The following is a 25,358-nucleotide window of genomic DNA, read 5'->3' on the forward strand; positions in this document are numbered from 1 at the left end:
TCACACTGTCTCCTTTCTGCAGTCGATTTTACCGGTGACCGCTTGATAGATAATGGATTTGCGATATTTTTCGAGCTTTTCGATTACTGCAGTTTGACGAGAAATCGATTCTTCTACTTTGTTCTTTGTATCATCAAGAAATGCTGCGATAGCTTTCTGTTCCTTCATTGGCGGAATAGGGTATTTGATATTCAGAAACTGGTCTGGATACAAACGAAGTCTGGATGGCCTAATTCCAGTTGACAGAGCCTTGTAATGCTGCACAAGGGGCGTAACACGTAGAAGATAGTCAAGATATAAATTGTCGTACTGATTATCGATTTGCCGATAGATATTGTAAGATGGGCTAATCAGTCCCCTGTAACTGGAAACACCTATGGCACCAGCCCACAACCACATAGTATTTGCGGGGATATCATTCACTTCACAGATTTTGTATCCCACTAAAGATTCGGCTTCAAACATATTGACGTTCTTCTGGCTTCTTGGTGTGATACCCGTATACTGAGATACAGTGAGCAGTTCTTCACTTCCGTCTATAGATCGCTCATTAGTTTTTACAAACAGGTATTTTCCTCTTTTAATATTCCACGACTCAGGAATCTGTGAGCTCCACTCCACACCGCTCGGCTTCATTTCGGAACTTGAAATCCCATGCAAAGTCGCATTTGCTATTGTCTCCGCAAGAAACATGTTGAGCTTCTCAATGATCTGCTTATGCCGTTCAATGGCGTCATCGATTGCGGCGCATTTGGAGTCAAGAAAAGCAACAATCGCTTCGCGTTCCTCTTTTGGTGGAACAAGAATTGTGGTAGATTTCAAAACTTTTTGAGAAATACTATACAGCTTAACTTCTGTCAGTTCTTTACGAAGCTGGTATCGCCATGCATCAGTTTGAAACAAATATCCGAGATACTTCCAGTCTTCTTCGGTCTTGGGCTTTAAATTGACGGTGTGATATCCAGCATATATGCCGTTCTGATCAACATAGGTGCAATTGCCACACCCATCAAGATCTTCAGATGTGTCAGCAAAGATAAATCCATTCTTCACTGCAAGAGATTCCGAACATCCATCCGTTATGCTATCAGGAACAAAACGAAGCAACTCGCCTACAATTCCCGTTTTTGCATTGTTCTTGGAATGAATCTGCCCGTAGCTCAGCACAGGGCAACCTGTGTCTACCAAATCAGCCTTGGTAATAGAAAGCCCTTTGCTAAAGTTGAATTTACTTTTTAATGGAACCACGTCCCAATGTGATGGGATTTTCCCCGCCCACGAAACATCAATCATTATAGGAACTCCTTCATGAACGATTCCAGACCGTTTTCCAACTCCAGGATTTCGGCGGCAATTACTTTCGGGTCTTTCGGCTCCTCGTACTTATAGAAAAACTTGTTGAACGAGATATTGGTCCCAACAATTCCAATCTTTCCATCCTGCAAAGGCCCTTTATCCACTACAGTCTCATCAATCCAAGTTTCCGGCGCATAGGGAAGCACCTCGGTCTCCATATAGGAATCAAAAGAGGTACCAAATGGGATACTTTCAGAATCTTTCAGATCGGGATCGGGCATCACACTGCCATTCTTGTCGTAAACGACAGGAAATTCAGGACCTTTGACGATGCAGAAATCACGCATGGCTTTTGCGATGATTGCCGCCGTGATTTCAGGCTTGCTCATTTTGGCACGAGCCGCCTTTGCCACGCTATCAGCGTTCTCATAGGAGATTTGGTTGCTGCCCGCGGCAATGTATTCCTGAGATAAAAAGCTCCGAAAAACGTCTTTATTTGTGTCAGAGAGCTTGGCAAACGGCTTGCAGGACAACATCTCATTCACGTTTGCTTTTGTGAACCGGATAACTGCATGTAGCGGCCTCTGCGTCGTGACCTTGCGGTACATGAACGTCTCTTTCGGTACGAGCACACTGCTTCCGTGATCGTGACCGTCAATGTATGTCTGAATAATCCAGTTGCGCTGATCTTCAGAGAGCTCAAAGCGCTTGTTGCCCTGGTTCTTCTTTATGGATGTCTTCATTTCAGACGCATCGATCAACTGAATCATGCCCTTGCGGCCTTCGGGCTTGTTGCTGTTCAGGATCCACAGATATGTATTGATGCCCGTTCGGAAGAAGATGGACTGTGGGAGCTTCACAATGCAGTCGATTACGTCTTTCTCGAAGAGCCATCTACGGATATTCGAGGGGCCGGAACCTGCATCACCTGTAAAGAGCGGAGATGCGGAAAGAACGATTCCTGCTCGGCTACCGCCGGTTCCATCCGCATTCGGCTGCTTCAACTTGCTGACGACATGCTGCAGAAAGAGCATGGAGCCGTCATCCACAGAAGGAGTACCAGCACCAAAGCGGCCGGCAAAACCAAGTCGCGCTTCGGCAAGTACATCCTCCTGCTCTGGCTTCCACTCCTTGCCGTAAGGTGGATTGGAAAGAATGTAATCGAAGTGGTCGCACTCGAATTTATCATCATTCAGAGTGTTCCCGTACATGATGTGAGCGCTCATATCCTTGATCTGATCATGGATATCTTTGTCCTTGGTTCCGACATTGCGCAGAAGAAGGGCGGCCTTGCCCATGGCCCAAGACTCTGGCTCCACTTCCTGACCGTATGCAACAATCGTCGCCGGAGCCTTCATCTTCTTCTCAGCCTGCCACTCTTCCAACTGATCCAGCGCGTCCGTAATGAACCCGCCGGTTCCCATGGTTGGATCGTACAGCGTTCTGACAACACCCTCATCGCCGCTGAGGAGTTCAACGTCATTGGCAAAAATCATACCGACGGCGAGCCGAACAACATCCTTGGGCGTCATGAAGTCTTCAGCGTTTTCGGCAATAGACTCGCCGAATTTCTGAATCAAATGCTCATAGATGTTGGACATGTCACGGTCACTGACATTTTCGGAAGAAAGGTCAAAACCTGCAAACTTGGTGCAAACGCTGTACAGCATCCCATGCTCTTGAAGCGTCTTGCAGGTTTCTTCCATCTTGAACCTAAGCATGATCTCCCTTGCGTTCGGAGAAAAACCGTTGATGTACTCCATAAGAGCATCCAACGTATCAACTGAACCCAGACTGTTCAGCCGGAAAGAGGTAATGTTGTAGAACGCTTTCTTGCTGAAATCGCAATAATGATCGTTCTCGCGGCCCCATTCTTTTTCGTTCTCCTCAAACGCCTTGACTACGGCATCCCTGGTCGGCTCCAAGGCACATTCCAGTCTACGGAGCATTGTAAATGGAAGGATAACTCTATTGAACTCAGAGGTTTTAATCGGGCCCCACACAAAGTTGGCTACAGCCCAGATTTCACTTTCATAGTCAAACGGGGTTTTCTTTTCGTTTGCCATACTCAATGATCCTCACTTCGAAGAAATAGTTTGCGCGCAGAATGGTAAAAAATTCAACCACAAAATGCAGAAAAATCCACCTATAGTGTACTGCTATAGGCGGATAATGTCAACCACTAAATACGGAAAAATTTTTCTTCGTTTTCTGGTGTTTCAACCACTAAATGCGGATACCCAAAATTTGAAAAGTAAAAACGATGGCCAGACGATAGGTTACAGGTTTTTCGGGGGTTGTTGCCGGGCCTCGTTGCCGATGCCCTTTGTCTGGCTTTTCTGATCTATGGAGGTAGCCTATGGGAAATGAAAAGACAATGACTTGCAGTAAGAAGTGTTTGGATATTCCGGTCTGGCGGCGCTATACCCTGACCATTGCGGAAGCCGCCGGATATTATCATATCGGAGAGGGAAAGTTGCGGATGCTGATCGACGAGCACCCCAGCGAGGATTTTTATGTGATGAATGGAAACCGCGCTTTGATCAAGCGGGAGAAATTTGAGAGGTATCTGGATCAGGTCACTGCGGTATAATAGCCGTTCAAAAATTCGATGGCAGATTGCCGTTCTTTCGCGGCAGAGGTATGCGGAGAGCTTGACTTGTGTTATGATAAGGGTGCAAGCTTGGCTCTCCTTTCTTTTGGAGGAGAGATTGCAATGAGCGTAAAAAGACGAGACAATCGCAATCGGATTTTGCGAGAAGGCGAGTATCAGCGCAAGGATGGGAGGTATCGGTCCCGCTATCTGGACGAGGATAGCAAAGAGCAAAATGTGTACAGCTGGCGGCTGGATAAAAATGATCCTATGCCCAAGGGGAAAAAGCGAGAGCCATCCCTGAGAGAAAAGGAAAAGCAGATTGAAGCGGATCTGTTCGATCACATCGTAACCAACGGTGGAAAGCTCACGGTTTTGGAGCTGGTGGAAAAGTATGTGTCCCTGAAAACCGGCGTCGCCATAATACGGTCGCAGGCTACAAGACGGTGATCAACATCTTGAAAAAAGAGCCGTTCGGCAGGCAGCGCATTGACAAGGTGCGTTTGTCGGACGCCAAGGCATGGCTCATCAAGCTTCAGAAGATGGATGGCAGAGGGTGCAGCTCCATTCATTCCATTCGAGGCGTTCTCAGACCTGCATTCCAGATGGCGGTGGATGATGACCTGATCCGTAAAATCCGTTCGGTTTTGCGCTGGCATCGGTGGTCGCCAATGACGTAGTGACGAGAGAAGCTATCAGCCGGAAACAGGAACGGGATCTTCTGAAATTTATCAAAGAGGACAAGCATTTCAGCGGATACTACGACGGGATCTATATTCTCTTTCACACAGGGCTTCGTATCTCGGAATTCTGTGGACTTACGATCCAGGATATTGCGTTTGAGGAAATGCGTATCAAGGTAGATCACCAGTTGCAGAGAACATCACAGATGGAGTATGTGATCCAGCAGCCAAAGACAGAAAGCGGTACCCGCTATGTTCCGATGACCGAGGAGGTAGCATCCTGTTTCCGCCGGATCATCGCCAACCGTGCGATCCCCAAAACGGAACCCATGGTTGATGGATACGTTGGTTTTCTGTTTCTGGACAAGAACGATATGCCCATGGTAGCGCTTCATTGGGAGAAGTATCTGGAGCATATTGTCCAGAAGTATAATAAAATCTACCGTATCCAGATGCCGAAAGTAACCCCTCATGTGTGCAGGCACACCTTCTGCTCCAATATGGCAAAATCCGGGATGAACCCCAAGGCATTGCAGCACATCATGGGCCATGCAGATATCAGCGTAACGCTGAATACCTATACCCATGTGAAGTTTGATGACGCCAAAGATGAACTGCTGCGTGTGGCAAACGCTTAAAATTGCCCGTTGGTAAAGCGGCTTCCTTTACCAACGCCTTTACCAATATTTCAGGAAAAAACATGAGAAATGCTGCGAAGATTTGAGAAGATATCCTCAAAGTAGATGGAAGCTCAGGCTGCACGAAAAGCGTGAAAAACCCTGTAATATCAAGCATTAGGGAAAAAATACAGGACTTATGAGGAGTTATAAAAAGATGATCAAAACACTTTTCGTTTGCCACTACGGCATTTGCACCGATGATTGCACCGTCCCCGATGTGCACGCTGGGCAGCGCCGTGACATGCTGGCCGATCCACACATCGTTTCCCACAACAGTATCCCCTTTGAGGGGCAGTTCGTCCAGCGCAGGCGTACATTTCTCCCAGCCATGCGCGAAAATATTGAAGGGGTAGGTCGTGACCGAAGCCATGCGATGATTTGCCCCTTTCATCACGAACTCCACGCCCTTGCCGATCGCGCAGAACTTGCCGATAATCAGCTTGTCCCCAAGAAATTCATAATGGCGCGTTACATGCGCTTCAAAATCCTCCCCGCCAGTGTCCGCGTCATCGTAATAGGTGTAGGCGCCCACCTCAATATTGGGTCGGGTGATGACATTTTTGATGTAGCAAAAGCTGGGGATGTTTTCATTGGGATGCACCGCATCCGGGTTCGGTCTAAACATACCATACCCCCCTTTTATCCGTTTTGCAGCCCGCGGTAAAACGCGCGGGCTTTGTCCAGATCGCGCGCATCGGGGTGCCCCTTGGCGATGCCGCACAACAGTTTCTGTCATCAATAGAATGAATGACATCAGTGTCTTTTTCTACTCACCATGCATTTTAGCCACTACCCAATCTCCATATTGGTCAATCCATCAAGCCCCGCGATATATTTTATGCAAAGGCTATTTTGTTGTCCTGCAAAAAAGACTCATTGTCGTATCTGCCTTGTCTCGAACGCGTTTACTCCCATATCACCGTTCTTATTTTTTCATTTGGAATGGATTATAAAGCATTATCGGCAGCTTCCAATACTACGGAACGTCCTTCACCTTGCGCAAGAGGAGGAGAGAGAGAGGGGGGATGGACCACACATCGCTATTTCTCTACAAAACGTGATAAAAGACGGCTATATCAGCCGTCTTTTATCAGCACATCACGCCACTTCACACCAAACTAGGCTCTCATGAAAAGCTGCATAATATACGTTTATTTTTTCGATCTCAAATGTTTCGCGAGGTAAATATAAAACCTTCCGATTATATCTGTCGTCTATGCCATATCTGCCAAAAGCCTTGCTGTGGCAGTATCGACAACCAAGGCATTAATATATCTACCTTTCATCGCTGCACAAATTGCCTTTGCTTTGGGAGGCAATCCGGCCACACCGATTCGAACCGGAATCCGCATATAGTCTTCCAATTCTATTGCGATAATACGATCGCGATATCTGTTTATAACCCGCGCACCGTTTTGGTCAAACAAATGCGTACCCACTTCCCCGACCAATTGTTGACCGGATTCTGACAGCGCAATATCATGGATATCGACTCCGACAAAGGAATATCGCATATCTACATTTTCATATGCACCAATACCTACTACAGCAATATTGCAGCGCCGCATGACTTGATAGGTATCAAAAAAACTCGGCTCCTGCTGCAGAGATTTTTTCATTTCCGCACTGCTGACCACAATCGGAGCAAACAGCATAAACGGCTTGGCTCCCAATCGTGCTGAAATATTATGAACAATCTCATTTGCTGCCGTATTCTGTGGCTCACTGTTACGGCTTCCAAGCATCTGCACTACGGTAATATCCTTTTTATTCACAAAAGGCATTTGCTCCGCCATGGCGGCCAATGTATTGCCACGCGTCATGCCGATCACATCGCCATCCCGTACAATAGTTGCAAGATATTGCGCAGCCGAAGCACCCAGATCGCGGTACACATCCGTCTCACCTGCGATATCTACAACACGAATATCGTGTAGCTGATATTTTTCTTTCAACTGGCTTTCCAACTCCAGCAACATTGTGCTTGGGCTGGCTGTAATAGAAATATGCACAATACCGTATTCCAAACAATCGCTTAAAATTCGATTGACTCGCTGCCGCGGCATATTCATACGCTGCGCAATCTGTTCTTGGGTACAGCCTTCTTTATAGTAATAGTGAGCCACGCGGGTAAATTCTGCAATTTGCGCCTCAGATAATTTCTTTTCGTGCATGCCAAAATCCCCCAATGCCATTCTATCTTTATTGTAAAGAATTTGTTTGAAAAAGTGTTTTGCGCGGGATAGGAAGCAGTCCTCCGGAAACAGCCGTTTTGACAAAAACTGGGGTGTGTTATGATGAATATATAAAAGGACGCTGCCGTTGACTATGAGCCCAGTGTTAAGGTCGTCGCAGTCCCTCTCTTGATATTCAAAATGGATATTGTTGCTGCCATTGAAAACATCCTTGCCGATCACTGCTTATTATCGATGAATGATGTTTGCTGTCTAAAACCAATAGGGAGCGACGCTGCAATCATTGGGACTGTCAATAATTTGCCCATAAATTAGACGTTTCCCTAAAATGCCGAAAGCGAACAAACGCTTTGCAGTAACCGATAAAGAGATATCATAAAGTGCGGTAAAGGATTTTATATAGAATTTACTCCCCCGAAGAGTATCTGTGCCAATTCAAATAGATTACAGGCGCTTTTTTATGTTAGCAACAGTTCGCCTTTCAGGAAAAAACTGTGAAATCAGCATCATTAACGGTTTCCCACAGGAAATTATTCATCCATTCAACGTAGTTTTTATACAATCCCTTTCGACAGAAAAATATCGTTCCAACAGCTGAATGAACTGCTGTTCGGTCGCATCAATCGGTTCTCCCGCACGTTTGACCAGCAAAAGCTCATTTACCGTATTCAATTCATTTTTGCTCTCCACCACTGGAAAAAAGCGAAGTGCCGGATTTTTGAAGCATCCAATCGCCCACTTGGCAACAAATAATACCGCATCTGTTTCTGCCAGAAAAGATTCACACGCGCTGATTGTATTAAAGAAAACAACGCGGTTCAGATTGAAATGATGCTGCGTTAAACCAAAACATTTGTCTTCTTTTGCGCGTGACCCCATATCCAGCACGATACAGGTGCTGTTTTCAGCCTCCCTTGTGCTGATGCAGTCTTTTTCGTAAAATGGTGCTTTCGGACCTGCGCAGGCATATACAGTAGCACGCGAAAGCACCTGAATATCTAATTTTTTTGCCTCTGTATGCCACAAAAAAGTCTTGTCATCCGCACTGCTTCGAACAAAAATACCAAGATCTACCGCACCGTTCAAAACCTGTTCAATAACGCTGTTTCGGTCGGTTTCCACCAAGTTATAGTGAATATTCTTATCTTTATTTTGTTCATATATTTCCAAAAACATTTGATAAACAAAATCAAGCTGCTGCGCACCAACAAATAGGCGAGACTCCCAGCCGTCTGTCTCAGCCAAGGAAGAAAAGCGCTGTTTCAACACCTGTGAAGCAGTCAGCACACCTTTTGCATAATGGACAAAGTCTTTCCCATCATCTGTCAGCTCGATACCGCGCGGTTTGCGCACAAAAATTTGAACACCGTATTCCTTCTCCAGATGGGAGATGGATTTTGTCAAGCTTGGCTGACTGATAAACAGTTGCTCTGCTGCTTTCGTGATCGATCCACATTCCGAAATTTTTACAATATACTCTAATTGCTGCAACTGCATGTGCCATCCTCTCCTTTTCTGTGGCGTTAAGCCCATCATAACGGAAAATGATCAGGCTGTCAAACCAAAGCTTGCGGTATGCATTGGGGTTATGGGTGGGAGATAGTATTTTGATATTTGTTAAGTGTTACAGTCGGTGTTATATTAAAAACAGAAGGAGAAAAACAGAAATATTTATATATTTTATACAAATTTTGCGATTTCTTTTTATGCGATTGCAAAACTGATATTCCTGTTTTTCATAACAGTATGCGTGTGTCCCGGACAGCACGTTGATCAAAAGGAGGAACACCCGGATGGCAGAAGAATTCTACGCAGTATATCCCAAGGATGCTTGGAAAGACTCCTCATACCGATTGATGGATAAGTTCTCACTGAAGGGCAAGAAGGGTTTTGTCACCGGCGGCGGCGGTGGCATTGGCAGAAACACGGCGGCAGCCTGGGCTGAGGCTGGAGCAGATGTCGCGCTGGTGGATATTCCCGCCTCCAAAGACCGATTAGAACCGCTCGCCAAGGAGATGTCCGAACGCTACGGTGTTAAAGTTGTTCCGCTGTATTGCGATGTATCGGATGAAGAACAGGTCAAAGCACTCAAGGATGATTTGATCCGCGAACTGGGCACGGTTGATTTTGCACACATCAACGCAGGTGTCTGCTTGATGGGCGATGACGTTGATGTGCCGTACAGCACTTGGAAAAAGATTATTGATATCGATCTGAACGGTGCGTTTATGACCGCACAAGTGGCACAGCAGATTATGCGTGAGCATAATCACGGCGGTTCGATCATTATGACCTCTTCTCTCTCCGGTTACAATGCTAACTTTATCGGCGGCGGCCCGTCTCCGGTCTGCGCCTACGGTACTGCAAAGGCCGGCATCTCTCAACTGGCGCGCTATATGGGCGCGGGACTCGCTCCTTATGGCATCCGTGTCAACACGATTTCCCCGGGCTATATCTGGTCGGGCATCCACGAAGGCGTAATGGATAAGGCCGGACATGATATGTGTCTGGAAGTAGTGCCGATCAAGCGCTTCGGTCGGACAGATGAGCTGCAGGGCGTTATGCTCTTTCTGGCAAGCGAGGCTTCTTCCTACATCACCGGCATCAACATTCCGGTTGACGGCGGCTATTCGATCTTCTAACAGAAAGGATGAATTCATACCATGGCGAAAGTACATGTTGAAAACGTACGCGATTTGGTGGTCAAGGCCGGCGAAATCCGCGAAAAGCTGGCGCTCGGCACGCGCCGTATCGGCAACGTACACATCGGCGGCCCTATGTCCGCAACTGATGTGACAGTAGCGCTGTATTACAAGTATATGGGCTTTGATCCGGACAATCTGGACGATCCCAACCGTGATATTTTTATTCTGAGCAAGGGGCACAACGGCATTCTGCTGTTCACCATCTTCTGCGATATGGGGATGTATGACTGGGATTTGCTGCTGGATACCTATAATACCATCGGCCATCCCTTCGGCGCGCATCCGAACCACAAGCACGTCAAGGGCATTGAGGTTTCCTCCGGCTCGCTTGGCCATGGCCTCTCGTGGTGCTGTGGTTTAGCGCACGCCAACCGCGGACGGAACATTAAATCCCGCATCTGGACGCTGCTGGGCGACGGCGAAATGGAAGAAGGCTCCAACTGGGAAGCGATTCTGTATGCCGCATCGCATAATCTGGACAACATTGTTGCCATTGTTGACTTTAATCATGCGTCGGCTGCGTTTGAAACCGGACAGAATGAGCGCTGGGGCGAAAAGGGCGGCCCCGAAGGCATGGCAGACTGCTTCCGTGCCTTTGGCTGGAATGCTACGGTAATTGACGGCACCAAGATGGCTGAAATCGATAAGACACTGGCCAATTTGCCGGAAGTTACACTCAACGGCAAACCGAACGCGATCATTTGCAGCACAACCAAGGGGCAGGGCATTAAGTTTATGATGGAGCGCCCTTGCGCATGGCATATCGGCGGCTTTGACGATGAAAAACTTGAAGAAGCGCTTAAGGATATCAGAGAATACACAGCGGAAAGACTGGCGGAGGTGTAATCAATGGGTGGATTTACTTTTTGCTGCGGTGATATGGGCCCCGCAATGGAAGCCAAGGGAACGGTTACAAACGAAATCCTCGAAATGATCGATGATGACTCCAGAGTATGTTATATCAACGCAGACGGCACAGGCAACGGCGGCCGTGTGCAGCAGAAACAACTGCAATATCCGGATCGCATCCTTGATGTAGGTATTCAGGAGATGAACATGGTCACCATGGCAGCCGGTCTTGCCAAGCAGGGCTTCCTGCCGTATGTGCAGACGTTCGGCCCCTTCCTGTGTGTGCGCGCGCTGGATCAGATCCACAACGACGTGGCATACAACGATTATCCGGTACGTCTCATCGGCACGCATGCCGGCCTGTCCTCCGGCTATGGCCCGACGCACAACACCATTATTGAATTCGGCGTGATGAACTCCCTGCCGAACATGACCATGATCGCGCCCTGCGATGCGGAGCAGTGCAAAAAGGTGCTGCGTAAATCGCTCAACTATCCCAAGCCGATCTATATTCGTATTCCGCGCGGTGAGGAGCCGTTAGTTTATAACCAGGATTACGACTATGATTTTGAGATCGGCAAGGCTAATGTCATCCAAGAAGGCACCGATTTGAACATCATCGGCACCGGCATGGGCGTATACGGCGCCGTGCAGGCGGCACGTCAGCTGGAGGAAGAAGGTTTTAGTGTAGGCGTAATTGATATGCACACCATCAAACCGATTGATAAGGATGCTGTCATCCACGTTGCCAAAAAGAGCGGTGCCATCATCACCGTGGAGGATCACAATATCCTCGGTGGTCTCGGCAGCATTGTTGCCGATGTGCTGATGGAAGCCGGTGTGTTCGCACGGCTGAAGAAAATTGGCATTCCTGATACTTTTGTGGAATTTGGTTATCCGGAAGAACTGTATCCATACTACGGCATGGATGGCGCCGGTATCGCCAAAACTGCGCGTGAATTCCTTAAATAATGAAAGTGCAGTAAGCAGTAAACCACAAAGCCGATCCGCCCGATTACATAATATGTTCACAGCGGATCGGTTTTTTATTTTCTGAATGAGGGAGCTTTCAAAGTGATGAAGCAACTATATATTACTTCGGTTCGTGATTTCGAAAAAAATACCATGGGAACCGTGGAGGCAAGAGAGGTGCCAGTTCCGGAGCCTGCCGATGACGAAATTCGTGTCAAAATCATCTACTCCTCCATTTGCGGATCGGACACTCACACGCTGACCGGCCATCTGGGCGAATTTGAAGAAAGCACCAAGGCTATGCTGCCTATGCCGTTCGGTCATGAAGTTTCCGGCATCATTGACAAGGCCGGCCCTAAGGCCGAAGCGCTCGGCTATCATGCCGGTGACAAGGTCGTTGCCAATTACGCAAAATACTGTTATGCCTGCGACAACTGCCGTAGCGGACATGAAAATCTTTGCACCAACGTGCAGTTTTGCATGAACGGTTTTGCGGAATATGCCGTTTATCATGTAACGCAGATCCATAAGCTGCCTGAAGAATACGATTTGGAAACCGCCTCCCTGATTGAACCGCTGACCATTGCGCTGGCGGCTGCCGAACAGGCCAATATCTCTTACGGCAAGTCCGTTGCAATCATGGGCGCGGGCGGTCTGGGATTGATGCTAGTGCAGCTTGCCCGTCTGGCCGGTGCGTCAGTTATCACCGTTTTTGATCTGGTGGAAGAAAAATGCGAGCTGGCAAAAAAGCTTGGTGCTGATTTTGCCTTTGACCCCCGTGAGGAAGGGGTAGCGGAAAAGGCCATCGCCGCTGCTGGCGGAATGTACGACTGTGTTTTGGAGGGTACCGGCGTTGTGTCCGCCGCAGAAACCGCGCTGCAGCTTCTGGCGCGGAATGGCGACGGCGTTTACTTTGCCATGTACGGAAAAGACCCCATCCTAAAAGTGAACCTGCACAATGACTTTTACTGGAATCAGAAGCACCTGCATGGCGTGATCATGGGATCCGGTTTGTTCCCCAAGGCCATTAAAATGGCTCGCCGGCTGGATTTGAAGTCTCTCATCCAGCGTGTACATCCCCTCAGCCAGTATGAAAAGGCATTTGAAGATCTCTATACTAAAAAATTTGCCAAAGTTGTTATTAAAATGGACGAATAACATCAGATTAAAATAGAAAAGAGGAAAGATTAGCTGCATCTACAGCCAATCGACAGCAAGATGGATAACGAAACAAAAGTTGCTGTACCACCAGAAAAAAACTATTATCATGGTGGGCAGGCCATCGCCAAAAAGCTTGCTTTTGCCTCCGGCGAATTGGTTTATAACCTCCCTTGGATGCTCGTCAGTTCTTACTTAGCATTTTTCATGACGGATATTGCCCTCATCCCCGCAGGCGCTGTTTCCATTCTATTTCTGGTGTGCCGCGTCTGGGATGCCTTTAACGACCCCATGATCGGCTCTCTGGCTGACCGTACCAACACCCAAATGGGGCGTTACCGTCCTTGGATGTTGGGCGGCGCCATTGGTCTGATCCCGTTAGTCATTCTACTATTCTGGGCTCACCCCGACTGGAGCGTTGGCGCCCGCACTGCTTATGGCTGCAGTCTCTATTTTATCACGGTTATCGCCTCTACTTCCTGGAATATTCCGTTCTCTGCGCTAAACGGCGTTATTTCCCCTTACCCCCGTGAACGCGCTTCTTTCTCCAGCTACCGCATTTGCATTTCCGCTCTGGCCTGTGCACTTTCAACTGCCCTCTTTATTCCGCTTGTTACCCTGTTCAGCGGCGCAGAAGGCAATTCCGTTCGCGGCTATCTCTTGGCTGCGGTTGTAGTCTGTGCGCTGGCAATTCCCTTTGTATTCACCTGTATTTTGGGTACCAAGGAAGTCGTCAAGGCTCCCCCCAAGCAGAAGGGTCAGAAAATGGGGGGCAAGGCCATGGCGAACTGCTTTCTCCAAAATCCGCCCCTATTGATCATCTGTCTGGCTTTTCTAGTCTACGGCTTCCTCAACTACGGCAGATCGACCGTCGGTATGTACTATTTCACATATGTCTGGGGCGATGCCGGTCTGTTTACCCTGTATGCGACTGCCAACGGCATCGTAACCGCCATTGCAGCGCTCTTCTCTGCCACGCTGGTCAAGCTATGCCACGGAAAACGCGGTGCGATGCTGTTCTCCTATATATTCAGTTTTATTGTTAACTTTATCTTGGTATTCCTGAATCCCGGCAACACTTCTTCCACCCTTGTTCTCGTTCTCCTGTTCATCGCGGGTGCGCTCAATGGCTTCTGCACCGCGCTGCTTTACGGTATGATTGGTGATACGGTAGAATATGGCCAATGGAAAACCGGTGTCCGTGCGGATGGTCTTTGCTCTTCCGGCACCAGCTTCATGCTCAAGCTGGGCGGCGCTCTGGCTCCCACCACTCTGCTCACTATGCTGGCGATGAATGGTTATGTGGAAGGCGCGGCCTCCCAGACCGCCAGCGCACTGTCCTCCATGAATGTGGTGATGAACCTCATTCCCGCAGTTCTGAGCATTGCCGGTGTCATCCTGTTTGCCTGCTATAAGCTGAATGATAAGATGCATGCGCAGATTATCGAAGATCTGAAAGCGCGCGGCGAATTCTTCGTCGATGAATGATCGGGAAACATAACCAAACATCTGATTCTCATAAAGCCCTCTGCCGGAAAACACGGTTGTTTTTCCGGCAGAGGGCTTATATGATAGCTGCCTTCCACTCACCGAAACCATTCTCGTACGGTGGCATGTGTCAAAAAAAGAGCAGCCTATCGAAAAAGCGTATTGCCGATGCGCGTCGGTAATGCGCGCGGCAGTGCGCATGAAACAGCATTTGCATTGCAACTGCATAAACAGTCAGGACATGCGCCGGACTATTTATAATTTGAGAGAGAAAAAGTTCCCATATGGGAACTTTTTCCGTCCGTGTTTGGCAAAGCCCAAACACAGGCTGTCGGAAAAACGAAGCTTTTCGACAGCCTCATAGATGGCGATATACCGCCATCTTCATCTGATCCGGAACCTGATATGCCGGTTTTGCTGCTAAACACTGACATATGAACCGGACGATACATACAGACACCAAAATATACGATTGAAAGCACAGTGTTTCCGCAGACACTCAGCCATGCATCAGCCGATGCTCCATATAATCGTGCGCGCTGTTTTCCAGCGTATCATCCAGAGGGCCAAGCGGTTCGCAGGTATCATACTTGCGTTCCAATGCGGTTTGCAGGATAAAATCACACAGGGCAGTTTTTTTCGGCAGCAACGAACCATGCGAATACGTGGCAAAAACATTTTTGCACCGTGCACCTTCGGTATGATCCTCGCCGTTATTGCCAAATCCTTTGAGCACCATGCCAAGCGGCGCCACATCTTCCCCTAAATAGGTGCCCGAGTGATTTCCAAACCCGACAATGACTGAGCCGCTGCTTTCCGGTGTGGTGCGGAACATATAATTACCGATCATGCGTTCCTTGGCGCCGATCGTATGCACATTGATGGCACCGATAAAATCCATCTGGCTGCTATCCCACGTTTTGTAGTACTGGCCAAGCATCTGATACCCGCCGCAGATGGCAAGAAACACCTTTTCATCTTCCACCGCGGTGCGGATATCGCGTCCCTTGCCGCCAGCCAGGTCGCGCAGTAGTACCTCCTGTTCAAAGTCCTGTCTGCCGCCGATGAAAAACAGATCGTATTTGTCGATATCCAACGGCTGTCCGATCATCTGTACGCCGATCCCACGTGCCTCCAGCCGTCGCTTCATTGTAAAAATATTGCCCCGGTCGCCGTACAAATTCAGGATATCCGGATAAAGGTGGCAGATATGCATTCCATCGTTTTCGTTCCTCCTTATTCGTAAAACGCTTTTACATCGGTATGCTTTCTGATCTCTCCGCGCAGCTCGAACATTGCGGTATAGCTCGGCATCAAAAAGGCAGGTGCCTCGTCTGCGCCGACGGCATCCAGCAATTCCTCATATGTGCGGATCACCTCGATCCGGTCGAATACAAAGCCGGCATATTTCAGCCGCAGCGCCATGTCATTCGCCCGCACGCCGGAAACCAGAATGCAGGTGAAACGCGCCTGCTGCGCGGCCAGCGCTTCAAAATCCACATCCCAGATCCAACTGATATCCGTGCCGTCTGCAAAACGGTCGTTCAGCAGGAAGGCCAGCTTGCAGCATCCCTCATCGTGCGAGATCAGATTGATCACCTGATTAAAGCCGGCCGGATTTTTGACCAGCATCATACGCGCCTGCGCCTGTCCGAGTGTGAACTGCTTGGCGCGGCCAAAACCACACTCAAACTGGCCAAAGGCAGTGATCGCGGTTTCCTCTTTGATGCCGATGATCCGTGCTGTTGCCGCCGCATTGTAGATATTATAGCCTCCCTGCAAATTGACATGCACCTCATGCACATGACCAAACAAGTCCAGCAGGATATCGGAAGAATCCGGGCCGGTTTTCAGCACCTGCGTAACCGCAACCTGCGGCTCCTGCCTGAGGTAACCGCAATGCGGGCAGGAAAAACCGCCCAGATGACCGTAAGTCGTATAGTCATATTGATATTCGGTTTTGCAGCGGATGCAGTAAGGGGCATCGGAAAGTTCCTGTGCGGTATTTTCATAGATCGGCACATTTACCCCAAACCAAACAATCTTATTCGGCACCTGCAAGGCCAAAGAGGCGGTGAGTGAGCAATCCGCATTCAAGCACAGCGTGGCATCCGGAATATGGGTGATACCATCACGGATGGCATGCAGGGTATGTGTGATTTCTCCAAACCGATCCAGCTGGTCGCGAAAAATATTGTTGACCACCAAACACTCAACCGGCAGATACTCACTGGTTTTGCGAAATGCAGCCTCATCACATTCAATCAGCGCATGGGTCATGGGTATACGGGCACCGTCCGGACAGGGTGCCGTGCTGTGCAAACACAGCAATAATACCGGTCAGCAGGTTTGCGCCAGTATTATTTCAGCCCGGCATCAGCAAAAGCCTGCTCAATCATATGGGCCGTGGTGGTTTTTCCGTTGGTGCCGGTCACCACGGTGACCTTGATGCCGCGCGACAGCTCACCCAAGATATCAGGGTCAATTCGCAGCGCGATCTTGCCGGGCAGATTGGTTCCGCCGCGGCCCAGCCGGCGCAGCACCGCACCTGACGCTTTACATGCCCAAACGGCCAGCTTTGTTTTAAACTTCATGGTTCTCCCTATTGTTCGTATCAAAAGTATACCGCATTTTTCGCCGCAGTACAAGCGCGTATCCGGCGGTTCGGGCGTTTTGCATAATTCCACATCTGAAATTTCTACACCGCGGCCGGGGGCTTTGGTGGAAAAGCGATGGGCGGCGCCTGCTTCACCCGCGCAAAACACTTTTCCGAAAAAGTTGCATTTTCCGTGCAAATATGCTATTATTACCCGTCTGCCGCCGAAAAATTTTCTTTTGCCTGCCATCAGAAAAAGGTTCTTCTGACCGGCTCTGGCGAATTGGCTCTTGAATATTATCAGACGATCTTTCAAAACCGGACACTCGGTTTTTCTATCGATCATTACCTTGGTCCGCATGATTGCCTTCCCGGGATTTCATATTTGGGAACTTATGATGCCCTTCCTAAAGTGCTTAGCCGATTTAATCCTGACGAAATCGTCATTGCATTGGAGGCAGACGATATCCTTATTTGCAAAATATCATTGCCAGCAGTGAAAAAAACGGTGTAAAAGTCTCTTTGATTCCTTTCTACAACAAATTTATGCCCTCACACCCCGTAATTGACGAGATTTGCGGCATCTCTCTTGTAAACATCCGCCATATTCCGCTTGATAATATCGGCAACGCATTTTTTAAACGTGCCACAGATATTGTTGGCTCGCTCATATTAATTATTTTGACTTCTCCGCTTATGCTGTTTGCTGCCATTGGCGTTAGGCTGTCCTCTCCTGGTCCTATTCTTTTCAAGCAGGAACGTGTCGGCTTGGGTAAAAAACCTTTTTATATGTATAAATTCCGTCCCATGCGTGTTAATGATCAACAGTCTACTGGCTGGAGTACCGACAGCGACCCACGAAAGACCAAATTTGGTGCATTTATCCGCAAGTTTTCTATCGATGAGCTCCCACAATTTTTTAATGTTCTCAAAGGGGATATGAGTTTAGTTGGTCCCCGCCCTGAGCTCCCCTACTTTGTCAACCAATTCAAGGAAAGCGTTCCTCTGTATATGGTAAAGCACCAAGTACGTCCCGGCATTACTGGCTGGGCTCAAGTGAATGGATTCCGCGGTGATACGTCTATTAAAGGACGGATTGAGCATGGTATTTATTATATCGAAAACTGGACGCTTCTATTTGATATCAAGATCTTGTTTATGACTATATTTCGTTTTAAAAACAGTGAAAATTTCACACCAATCCATATACTTTCTTTTGCTTTCAAATACGGTTTGTTATCATGCCAAAGGCCATGCCTGAAAATTCAAGCATGGCCTTTACAAGAACTCTGTATTCCTCTGCTCTGCCCGTAATAACCACTTTCTTTTGTTCCTAATCGCTGGTTTGACCATACAGATACCCATGTATTGGAAAAGGAGGGAGCCATTACTCCCTCTTTTTTACTCGCCGAACTTAGGAGATCATTTTTAAGTTAAAAACTGAAAACAATCCAAAACATTTCAGAAATAAGCGACTGAGCAGCATAAGAGAGCAAACGAAAGCCGCCTTTTAAAAAGGCAGAAATAGTTATGTGAGAGCCGCCCGAAAAGAGACCAGTGGTGTTGTGCGGCTGTAAAGAAACGAGCGGCTATGTATAGTATAATACAAAACAAGTCATCTGGCAAAAGGAGAAAAAATTTTTATCATCTTTTCATCTCAAAATCGGAAAATAAGATTTCCGTTACACAAAAATTCTCAATTCCCGCCGATCCAATCCATTTTATTGCGCTGAACCCTGTTTCTTACTGATATCTTCTATATCATACCTTTGGTCAATCCACATATCATCTTTTATTCGATCTACAGTACCGGAAATTAAATAGTCCTTGCTGCACCACCTACAAATTTCATGCTCGTCGTTTGCAAGTATTGCCCTGCACGTTTGGCAGTATCTCTCATCCATACAATCAGGCTCCCCTTTAGCTGTCTCCATATAATATCAAACATTATAGCAGCAAGATTGAAAAAAGACAACCGGTGTGTTTGTCAAATAAAACGTAATCAGACTTTATTAGCCGTTTAATATATGTATATGGTGATAAAGGAACCCGCTGACGCTCGAAATATCCCAATGAGACGAAAGCACTCCTGTGTAGATACCACACGGGAGTGCTTTTTAGGGTACTTACATATCGAAAGCAATCGTTTGTTTTTCTCCCATAGCAGAACTTTCTTTTTCAAGCCAAGCGTTGATCATCACAGGTAGAATCCCTGGGATCAGGTCAACAGCCATGGATAGAGAAAATAGCAAAGATATCAGCCAGTCGCCTTTGGCAATATTGGAAACGACAAATGCAACCGGAACCTATGCCACCATAAAGCGTATCAAATCCGCGTTTGCTCTGTTAAAACTTGGAAGGATAACCCCATATTACTGTATTACTACCCAATTTTCCCCTTTATTTTACCCCGCAGCCATTTCCTGCCCTCCATGTACGAGGTTATCTCCACATTCACAATATCCTCTGGGCGGAATTGACTGTCTTCAAACTGCCTGGCATAACGGCAAACGACCGTACAACCATCCGTCAGCCGCGCAAACACACCGCCCTTATATTTGCTGATGATAGTGGCAAGCCGTGTCGAACCCACAGGATGACGGTACTCCGCCCCAATATACGGATCAGGCGCGGCGTCCTTTACCGAAATTTCCAAATTTCCCTCGTCCACCGCTATCACTTTTGCTTTCAGCCTTTGTCCCGGCCGGTAAACAGACCGCAAGTCCCCAAGGCAGGAGTAGGACAATCCGGATTGAGTCACCGTATAGTCAAAGCCATGACAGGACATCGTCAGCAGGCCCGGCCCAACACTCAGGATCTCACAGCTTGTTATGTCGCCGGCCTGCAGCCTCTCAACCATTGTCATTTGCCATCTCCTGCGGTCCATCGCCCGTACCCGTGAGGCGATGGCAAATTCATTCAGCCGGTCTACCGCTATAATCACAAAATCCACATTCGCCCCGCCCATATGGTTGAGCAAGAAGCTCTCTCTTTCCTCGCCCGGCCACCATATCAACGGCTCCGGAATCAGTATCTTTACTCGGTACGGCACAACCACAATGCAAGTAATTTCATCCGGCCCGTCGCCATCTCCCTCTGCGCTGTCCATGAAAGGCGCTGCAATCTTCTCTACGCCGATCACAGTCCCATGCAGCAGCGCTCCGGACCGGTAGGAAGCATAAATGCTGTTCCATTCTGTCCGTCCTTCGGGAGTCAGTTCCTTATCCAGTTCTTTATAATCCGATTCAAAAAACCTTTGCCGTGAGCTTTCCAGCCATTGCTGCATTCTCTGGTCAATCCCCATGATGTTGTCCCTCCAAACTTTTTATTTTCAGGCAGCCTGCGCTGTCTGTGTATGCCGCTACACACGGAACATGTGTCCCGATCCGTTCCAATTGTCCTTCATCTGCCAGAAGCATCACCTGTAAGGTCTTTATCTGCGCTTTTTTCCGCATTACAGACAACTGTGTACCGCAGCGCCATTCCATCCCTACTGGGACATAAAGGATCAAAAGCTGTAATTCCCGTACGGCGTAGTATGCCAGCATCAGATACGGCCTTGGAGGTGTCATTATCTCAGGCGCATCCCCTTGTTCGGCAAACGAAAAAGCGATATCAAATGCACGGATAATATTGCGGTCACACTCCTTGCCAGGTATCACAAGATCGCCTGTGTTTTCATCAATATGGATATCCCCTTTATACCGCAGCTGCCGAATAATACTCTTTGCAGCCTTCTCCTCCATACCAAAGCACAGCCGGAGAAATGTTTTGGCCTGGCGCATCTTCATGCAGCCCAACTGTTCCAGGGCGTCCAGCAGCCTGATTTGCGGCTCGCTGTAATACATTGACTTCATATCGTCAACCTCCGTTTCACCTGGTTTAGCACGGGATCGAGCAGGGCTTCGCTCCCCATCTCCACGATCGTACTGAAAATGACCTTGGCGGTGTAGACCAGCGTGTTGGACAGCGTCTCGTTCTCGTTCCGCCGCAGCTTGTACAGCGCCTCATCGAGCACGTCGGCATCCAGCCGCCGGAGCGTGTCGCGGACATAGCCCCGCGGATAAGTACAGGCGCCCATGCCGAGCCGGCCGCAGTAGTACAGCCACGAGACCGCGTCCCGGAACACCGCCGCTTCCTCCGGCTCATAGCGGGAAAGCTCGCATCGCTGCAAGATCGCCGCTATGGCCCCGCGCCCGTCATCCGCGCCCGCGCGCGGGACTGTCGGAAGCTCCTCATCAGTATCCCTGTACTCTTTCTTACTCTTCTCTTTCTTACTTGTGTGCGGTTTTTGCAGGTCTAAAGCTGCCGTTTCAGCACTTCTGGAACTGCCGTTTTGGCAGGTCAAGACCTGCGGATTCGGCATATCAAGAACTGCAATTTCGGCAGGACTTTCAGACGTATTCTTGTCCGTATCCAGTTGTCCTTCCGGCATAGCTGGCTGTTCAGCTGCCGGTTCCGCTGTATCAGGCGTCTCGTTCTCCTTTTCCAGAACTGCCATTTCTACAGGTCTTGGCGTGGGGCAAAACGGCGCGCAGTCATAGCCGTAGGCCGCCTTTTCGTCCAGCGCCACCTCGGCCAGAAAGATACGGTTCGGCATACCGCGGCCCTGTCGCTGCTCCCAGATCAGTTCCCTGTCCGCCAGTTCCTTAAAGCAGGCTATCGCCTTGCGGTAGGAAACCTGCAGCTCCCGTGCCAGATCCTCGCGCGTGTAGATGATGTACACCTCGCCGTGCCGGTTCACCCAGCCGTTGCGGCGGGACAGCTGGTACCGGTTGAGCAGGAATGTGTAGGCCACTTTGCTCTCCAGCGCCATATCCATGTAACGCAGGTCGCAGAACAGCCACCGCGGCATCTGCATGTGGAAATAGGAAATAGCGCCGGACAGCTTCATCAGCGTAAAGTCCGGCCGGTCTTCTGCAGAGATGTTCTTTTTCATAAGGCAGCATCCTCGCTTTCGTTGTCTAATTCGTTGTTTCGATCCAGTTCCTGTTGGTATTGGTCGATCTGGTCGTCTGTTGGGATAAATGTCGTATGATCGGGCATATCATCCTCCTGATCGGGATCGTCCGGCTGCAGCAGGTCGGAATAAGGGGACTTCGGCTCTGCTGGCAGTTCAGGAGGGGGCACCGCCGATCCTGCATCCGGCGCAGGCTGCTTTTTGTTTTCCCCGCCCGCCGCACCGTCCGGCCTGTCCGGCGGGTAGTCATGGATGGACGCCGGCCGCAGCTTGCCGTAATCGGTAAATTCCGGCGGCGTTATCTTGTGCAGCAGCATCGGGTACTGGCCGCGCAGCAGGACGATGCACCTGTCGTTGCCCAGCCGCAGCACCTCGTCCGGCTGCATGAGCGCGCGCTGGGTGTTGCTGCGCGTCATGGAATACGGCCGGATGTTGTTCTGCAAGGGGGAGAACAGCGGCGTCTGCGGCTGTTGGTTATTAGTCACGCGGATGGTTGTCATGCCGCATTTCTCCGAAATGAATTTGGCGCTCGTCAGGTCGTTCACACCCAGGCAGATGGTGGCGTCGCAGCAGGCCGCGATCTCCTCCCACTCGTGCCGCGGGTACATGTCCGCCAGCTGGGAGATGGACTGCACCAGCACCTGGCAGCTCATGCCGAACGACCGGGTGAACGCGATGGAGCGCTTGAAATCCCCCAGCCTGCCGATGGACGGGAATTCGTCCAGCAGGAAGTTTACCCGCACCGGCAGCTTCCCGTCCTTCGTCTCCTTCCGCGCGTATGCCTCCAGACGGGAGAACAGCATGGTGAAGAACAGCGAGGACAGGAAGGTGTAGGTGCTGTCCTGCGCGGACAGGATGCAGAAATAGGCGCAGGGCTTCTGTCCTGGCAGGGTGAGGTCTATCGTGCTGTCCGAAGTCAGGCTGTCCACCAGCGCATCGTGGAACACGTTCAGCCGGTTGCCGAGACCGATCACGATGTTGCCGCGCAGATTCTCCTTGGCGTTCAGGAACAGGCCGTAGGGGCCTTTGGCCGGATGCCCGGCCGGCAGCCGCTTTATCGTCTCATCTATCTGCTTGAGGCCGTCCTCGCTGAGCAGGGCCAGCACCCTGCCCAGCCGCCGCATCGCCAGCGGCAGTCGCCGTCCGGACTTGTCCTGTTCGTTCTGGACATAGTACAACAGCGCCGTGAGCAGGTTAAGTTCAGCTTTAGACCAGAAATCGTTGGCCTCCTTCTCGCTTGAGGTGTTAGCGATGATGGTGGAGGCAATGACAGGGACAAGGCGCGGGTCGTGGTCCGCCTCGCCGATCGGATCCCAACGGTCCGAGTGCTCCATATCCAGCAGGTTAAACACCCGCACTTCGTAACCCTGATCGATCAAGTAGCCGGCCATGCTTTCATAAAGTTCATTTTTGGGATCGGTCAGGACGATGCTCTCGCGCCGCTTCACACACTGGAGTACAAACGGCCGGACGAACCCCCAGCTCTTGCCGGTACCCGGCGCGCCCACGACCAGCAGGCTGCCGGCGAGGCCAGCCTTTTTGCTGGACGCGACATAGTCCGCATAAGCATCGCTGTCCAGCGGGTCGTCCTTATGCTTGCCGTAGACCGTGCCGGAAAGGCTGTCCAGCCTGCCCACATCCAGTACCCGCCCCATCTCCTCCCGCTTCATGAACCGGCTCGAGCCGTGTGTGCCGTCCGGCAGGATATCGAACCCGCGCCTGTCCTTTACCGGATGATAGCCGGCTATCCAGTTATACCCCTTGCGCGTCAGCAGGCAGGCCAACGTGACCAGTGAGGCGGTGACAAAAATACCGGTGGGGGTAAACGGGGCGATCAGGTTGAGGAACGGGTTTACCGTCCAGATATCCGTGATCCCACTGTCCGCGTCAAAGGACTGGCAGACGCCGAGCCGGACGGAGTTTACCAGCATGCCGTAAAAGTACCAGATGACTACGCCAAGGGCGGCGTACAGCTTCCCGCTCCCCGGGTGCCGGTCCCGCCAGCGCTTTGTCTTTTTCAGTACCCGCTCCTCCAGCCTGGCAATCTGTTCAGACAGGCGGCGCATGGCGCTCACCGTCCTTCAGCCGATCCAGGATGTCATTGGACAGGGTGGCGGAGGAATAGAACGGCGGCCTGTAATACTGCTTCAGAAAGCGGTTCTGCTCCTGAAAGCCTGCCAGCACCAGCCGCTGGTACCCTTTCCGCCGGATCTGATGCGCGGTCTCCTCTATTTTCCGGATATCCATGTCCGCGACCAGCAGGAACGCCGTATGATCGTTCGGATCGATCCAGTCTGCACCGATCCCGCTGTCCATCTTGCCGCCGTAGCCCCACAAGGCCCTGCATATCTTTGTCCGGTAGTCCGGATACTTCAAGATATGGAGCTGGCGCACGCCCTGCATGGAGCAGGGCAGGTAAAGGCACGGCTCCTGTGCCATCCGGTAAAAGCGGCCGTATGATACGCAGCGGCTTCGTGCCGATACTGCTTTGGACGATCCGTGCAGGGCGCTATGGATCGCCGCATAGTCAGCGCCGCAAAACAGCAGCGCCCCGCAGGTACAGCCGGCGCCGGTGCAGACGCCTTGCAGGAGATCTGTCTCCCGCGCAGGATTTACGACCCTGTCCATGCCGGGCGAGACATAATACACCGCATATACGGTGTCCTGCAGCCGGAGCAGCCCTGCTATCTGGTTATTCCCCAGCACCTGTTGTCCCCGCCTTGCGCGCAGGGCAAATGCCGGCAGATAACCGTCCCTGCTCCGCAGCTCCTCTATCGCTGTCAGATAAGGGTAGATGCCGGCAGCATACATCGTCGCCGTGATCTCAGCATGCTCGAACCGCCGGCCCACCCGCTGTGTGTGGGCGTCAGGGTGCAGCGGGATGCCGCTGTCCTGTAAGAGGCGGTACCCTTTTCTTGTCAGCCGCCAGCCATATACGGGATCGCAGGCTTTCAGCAGTTTTTCCTTCTGCAGTTCCTCCATAAGGGACGTGCGGAAGACCGAACCTGCGTACCGTTGCACACATGCGTCCCCCACGTTGCGGCACCAGCCGATCAGCCGCGCGACCTCCTTCGCATTCCGCATCGCCATGCCGGTCCTGCCCCCTTTCCGGAAAGTACCGTTCTGCTTTGCATAGGCCGCGGTATTTTTCGCCTGTTGTCTGTCCTCTTCCAACTTTTCATG

The 25,358-nt window shown here is 50.1% G+C and carries 22 protein-coding genes and 1 pseudogene; 10 read left to right on the forward strand and 13 right to left on the reverse strand.

The features are described from left to right. Together DBQ51_RS07875 and DBQ51_RS07880 are read right to left on the reverse strand one after the other, a co-directional pair. Positions 1-1,293 carry a restriction endonuclease subunit S gene (locus DBQ51_RS07875; protein ID WP_107631214.1) on the reverse strand — a complete coding sequence of 431 codons (1,293 nt, stop codon included), beginning with the start codon at positions 1,291-1,293 and terminating at the stop codon, positions 1-3. Beyond that, positions 1,293-3,362, reverse strand: coding sequence for a type I restriction-modification system subunit M (locus DBQ51_RS07880; RefSeq protein ID WP_107631215.1), 2,070 nt, complete (start codon positions 3,360-3,362; stop codon positions 1,293-1,295). The genes DBQ51_RS07875 and DBQ51_RS07880 overlap by 1 nt, the downstream gene beginning before the upstream one ends. A gap of 293 nt (positions 3,363-3,655) precedes the next feature. Here DBQ51_RS07880 and DBQ51_RS07885 point away from each other — a divergent pair, with 293 nt between their 5' ends. From DBQ51_RS07885 to DBQ51_RS17605, 4 genes are all read left to right on the forward strand, one after another. Then, entirely contained in the window at positions 3,656-3,889 is a 234-nt protein-coding gene (locus DBQ51_RS07885; RefSeq protein ID WP_107631216.1) for an excisionase, read from the forward strand. Positions 3,890-4,012: 123 nt separating this feature from the next. Beyond that, on the forward strand, positions 4,013-4,339 hold the full coding sequence (locus DBQ51_RS17595; RefSeq protein WP_199855198.1) for an integrase DNA-binding domain-containing protein: 327 nt from the start codon (positions 4,013-4,015) through the stop codon (positions 4,337-4,339). Continuing rightward, positions 4,336-4,569, forward strand: a complete 234-nt coding sequence (locus DBQ51_RS17600) for a hypothetical protein (protein WP_407923238.1) — start codon at positions 4,336-4,338, stop codon at positions 4,567-4,569. Before DBQ51_RS17595 ends, DBQ51_RS17600 begins: the two co-directional genes overlap by 4 nt. Continuing rightward, positions 4,569-5,210 carry a site-specific integrase gene (locus tag DBQ51_RS17605; protein WP_407923239.1) on the forward strand — a complete coding sequence of 214 codons (642 nt, stop codon included), beginning with the start codon at positions 4,569-4,571 and terminating at the stop codon, positions 5,208-5,210. The genes DBQ51_RS17600 and DBQ51_RS17605 overlap by 1 nt, the downstream gene beginning before the upstream one ends. 211 nt (positions 5,211-5,421) lie before the next feature. On the opposite strand, the pseudogene DBQ51_RS17610 reads toward DBQ51_RS17605, so the two are convergent. The 3 genes and pseudogenes from DBQ51_RS17610 to DBQ51_RS07905 form a co-directional block, all read right to left on the reverse strand. After that, positions 5,422-5,877: pseudogene (locus DBQ51_RS17610) on the reverse strand (CatB-related O-acetyltransferase); the annotation flags it as partial. 589 nt (positions 5,878-6,466) lie between these two features. After that, positions 6,467-7,669: a sugar-binding transcriptional regulator gene (locus DBQ51_RS07900; RefSeq protein WP_107631217.1), complete on the reverse strand. Its 1,203-nt coding sequence runs from the start codon at positions 7,667-7,669 to the stop codon at positions 6,467-6,469. 312 nt (positions 7,670-7,981) lie between these two features. Continuing rightward, positions 7,982-8,944, reverse strand: coding sequence for a LysR family transcriptional regulator (locus tag DBQ51_RS07905; protein ID WP_159068115.1), 963 nt, complete (start codon positions 8,942-8,944; stop codon positions 7,982-7,984). A gap of 296 nt (positions 8,945-9,240) precedes the next feature. Here DBQ51_RS07905 and DBQ51_RS07910 point away from each other — a divergent pair, with 296 nt between their 5' ends. The 5 genes from DBQ51_RS07910 to DBQ51_RS07930 all read left to right on the forward strand — a co-directional run bounded on the left by DBQ51_RS07910 (position 9,241) and on the right by DBQ51_RS07930 (position 14,619). After that, positions 9,241-10,089, forward strand: a complete 849-nt coding sequence (locus DBQ51_RS07910) for an SDR family oxidoreductase (protein ID WP_107631219.1) — start codon at positions 9,241-9,243, stop codon at positions 10,087-10,089. A gap of 21 nt (positions 10,090-10,110) precedes the next feature. Next, positions 10,111-10,998 carry a transketolase gene (locus DBQ51_RS07915; protein WP_107631220.1) on the forward strand — a complete coding sequence of 296 codons (888 nt, stop codon included), beginning with the start codon at positions 10,111-10,113 and terminating at the stop codon, positions 10,996-10,998. A gap of 3 nt (positions 10,999-11,001) precedes the next feature. Beyond that, entirely contained in the window at positions 11,002-11,973 is a 972-nt protein-coding gene (locus DBQ51_RS07920) for a transketolase family protein (RefSeq protein ID WP_107631221.1), read from the forward strand. A gap of 105 nt (positions 11,974-12,078) precedes the next feature. After that, positions 12,079-13,131 carry a zinc-dependent alcohol dehydrogenase gene (locus DBQ51_RS07925; protein ID WP_107631222.1) on the forward strand — a complete coding sequence of 351 codons (1,053 nt, stop codon included), beginning with the start codon at positions 12,079-12,081 and terminating at the stop codon, positions 13,129-13,131. Between the two features lie 60 nt (positions 13,132-13,191). Further along, entirely contained in the window at positions 13,192-14,619 is a 1,428-nt protein-coding gene (locus DBQ51_RS07930) for a glycoside-pentoside-hexuronide (GPH):cation symporter (protein WP_107631223.1), read from the forward strand. 499 nt (positions 14,620-15,118) lie between these two features. Here DBQ51_RS07930 and DBQ51_RS07935 read toward each other — a convergent pair whose 3' ends face one another. From DBQ51_RS07935 to DBQ51_RS17155, 3 genes are all read right to left on the reverse strand, one after another. Next, complete coding sequence (locus tag DBQ51_RS07935) at positions 15,119-15,835, reverse strand: type 1 glutamine amidotransferase (RefSeq protein ID WP_107631224.1); 717 nt, start codon at positions 15,833-15,835, stop codon at positions 15,119-15,121. A gap of 20 nt (positions 15,836-15,855) precedes the next feature. After that, positions 15,856-16,899, reverse strand: a complete 1,044-nt coding sequence (locus tag DBQ51_RS07940) for a Mur ligase family protein (RefSeq protein WP_242977864.1) — start codon at positions 16,897-16,899, stop codon at positions 15,856-15,858. Positions 16,900-16,979: 80 nt separating this feature from the next. Next, positions 16,980-17,576, reverse strand: a complete 597-nt coding sequence (locus DBQ51_RS17155; protein ID WP_242977865.1) for a Mur ligase family protein — start codon at positions 17,574-17,576, stop codon at positions 16,980-16,982. 113 nt (positions 17,577-17,689) lie between these two features. Here DBQ51_RS17155 and DBQ51_RS07945 point away from each other — a divergent pair, with 113 nt between their 5' ends. After that, complete coding sequence (locus DBQ51_RS07945; RefSeq protein ID WP_242977866.1) at positions 17,690-18,529, forward strand: exopolysaccharide biosynthesis polyprenyl glycosylphosphotransferase; 840 nt, start codon at positions 17,690-17,692, stop codon at positions 18,527-18,529. Between the two features lie 1,069 nt (positions 18,530-19,598). Here the strand turns inward: DBQ51_RS07945 and DBQ51_RS07955 are convergent. The 5 genes from DBQ51_RS07955 to DBQ51_RS07975 are packed head-to-tail and all read right to left on the reverse strand — an operon-like array spanning position 19,599 to position 25,265. Continuing rightward, entirely contained in the window at positions 19,599-20,519 is a 921-nt protein-coding gene (locus DBQ51_RS07955) for a hypothetical protein (protein WP_107631226.1), read from the reverse strand. Then, positions 20,509-21,063 carry a DUF5697 family protein gene (locus tag DBQ51_RS07960; RefSeq protein ID WP_159068117.1) on the reverse strand — a complete coding sequence of 185 codons (555 nt, stop codon included), beginning with the start codon at positions 21,061-21,063 and terminating at the stop codon, positions 20,509-20,511. The genes DBQ51_RS07955 and DBQ51_RS07960 overlap by 11 nt, the downstream gene beginning before the upstream one ends. Positions 21,064-21,068: 5 nt before the next feature. Further along, positions 21,069-22,154: a replication initiator protein A gene (locus DBQ51_RS07965; protein ID WP_107631228.1), complete on the reverse strand. Its 1,086-nt coding sequence runs from the start codon at positions 22,152-22,154 to the stop codon at positions 21,069-21,071. Then, positions 22,151-24,241 (reverse strand): VirD4-like conjugal transfer protein, CD1115 family, encoded by a 2,091-nt coding sequence (locus tag DBQ51_RS07970; protein ID WP_107631229.1) that lies wholly within the window; start codon positions 24,239-24,241, stop codon positions 22,151-22,153. Before DBQ51_RS07970 ends, DBQ51_RS07965 begins: the two co-directional genes overlap by 4 nt. Then, entirely contained in the window at positions 24,225-25,265 is a 1,041-nt protein-coding gene (locus tag DBQ51_RS07975) for a hypothetical protein (RefSeq protein ID WP_147574224.1), read from the reverse strand. The genes DBQ51_RS07970 and DBQ51_RS07975 overlap by 17 nt, the downstream gene beginning before the upstream one ends. Positions 25,266-25,358: the final 93 nt, after the last annotated feature.

The organism is Agathobaculum massiliense, from assembly GCF_900291975.1.
GTDB classification, from domain to species: Bacteria; Bacillota; Clostridia; order Oscillospirales; family Butyricicoccaceae; genus Agathobaculum; species Agathobaculum ammoniilyticum.

Excerpts from the sequence above, each read along its gene's own strand:
- DBQ51_RS07885 (WP_107631216.1), top strand. The coding sequence starts at position 3,656 with ATGGGAAATGAAAAGACAATGACTTGCAGTAAGAAGTGTTTGGATATT.
- DBQ51_RS07970 (WP_107631229.1), bottom strand. The coding sequence starts at position 24,241 with ATGCGCCGCCTGTCTGAACAGATTGCCAGGCTGGAGGAGCGGGTACTG.
- DBQ51_RS07875 (WP_107631214.1), bottom strand. The coding sequence starts at position 1,293 with ATGATTGATGTTTCGTGGGCGGGGAAAATCCCATCACATTGGGACGTG.
- DBQ51_RS07930 (WP_107631223.1), top strand. The coding sequence starts at position 13,192 with ATGGATAACGAAACAAAAGTTGCTGTACCACCAGAAAAAAACTATTAT.
- DBQ51_RS17155 (WP_242977865.1), bottom strand. The coding sequence starts at position 17,576 with ATGCGGACCAAGGTAATGATCGATAGAAAAACCGAGTGTCCGGTTTTG.
- DBQ51_RS07925 (WP_107631222.1), top strand. The coding sequence starts at position 12,079 with ATGAAGCAACTATATATTACTTCGGTTCGTGATTTCGAAAAAAATACC.
- DBQ51_RS07935 (WP_107631224.1), bottom strand. The coding sequence starts at position 15,835 with ATGCATATCTGCCACCTTTATCCGGATATCCTGAATTTGTACGGCGAC.
- DBQ51_RS07965 (WP_107631228.1), bottom strand. The coding sequence starts at position 22,154 with ATGAAAAAGAACATCTCTGCAGAAGACCGGCCGGACTTTACGCTGATG.
- DBQ51_RS17595 (WP_199855198.1), top strand. The coding sequence starts at position 4,013 with ATGAGCGTAAAAAGACGAGACAATCGCAATCGGATTTTGCGAGAAGGC.
- DBQ51_RS07920 (WP_107631221.1), top strand. The coding sequence starts at position 11,002 with ATGGGTGGATTTACTTTTTGCTGCGGTGATATGGGCCCCGCAATGGAA.
- DBQ51_RS07940 (WP_242977864.1), bottom strand. The coding sequence starts at position 16,899 with ATGACCCATGCGCTGATTGAATGTGATGAGGCTGCATTTCGCAAAACC.
- DBQ51_RS07880 (WP_107631215.1), bottom strand. The coding sequence starts at position 3,362 with ATGGCAAACGAAAAGAAAACCCCGTTTGACTATGAAAGTGAAATCTGG.
- DBQ51_RS07960 (WP_159068117.1), bottom strand. The coding sequence starts at position 21,063 with ATGTATTACAGCGAGCCGCAAATCAGGCTGCTGGACGCCCTGGAACAG.
- DBQ51_RS07905 (WP_159068115.1), bottom strand. The coding sequence starts at position 8,944 with ATGCAGTTGCAGCAATTAGAGTATATTGTAAAAATTTCGGAATGTGGA.
- DBQ51_RS07955 (WP_107631226.1), bottom strand. The coding sequence starts at position 20,519 with ATGGGGATTGACCAGAGAATGCAGCAATGGCTGGAAAGCTCACGGCAA.
- DBQ51_RS07975 (WP_147574224.1), bottom strand. The coding sequence starts at position 25,265 with ATGGCGATGCGGAATGCGAAGGAGGTCGCGCGGCTGATCGGCTGGTGC.
- DBQ51_RS07910 (WP_107631219.1), top strand. The coding sequence starts at position 9,241 with ATGGCAGAAGAATTCTACGCAGTATATCCCAAGGATGCTTGGAAAGAC.
- DBQ51_RS07915 (WP_107631220.1), top strand. The coding sequence starts at position 10,111 with ATGGCGAAAGTACATGTTGAAAACGTACGCGATTTGGTGGTCAAGGCC.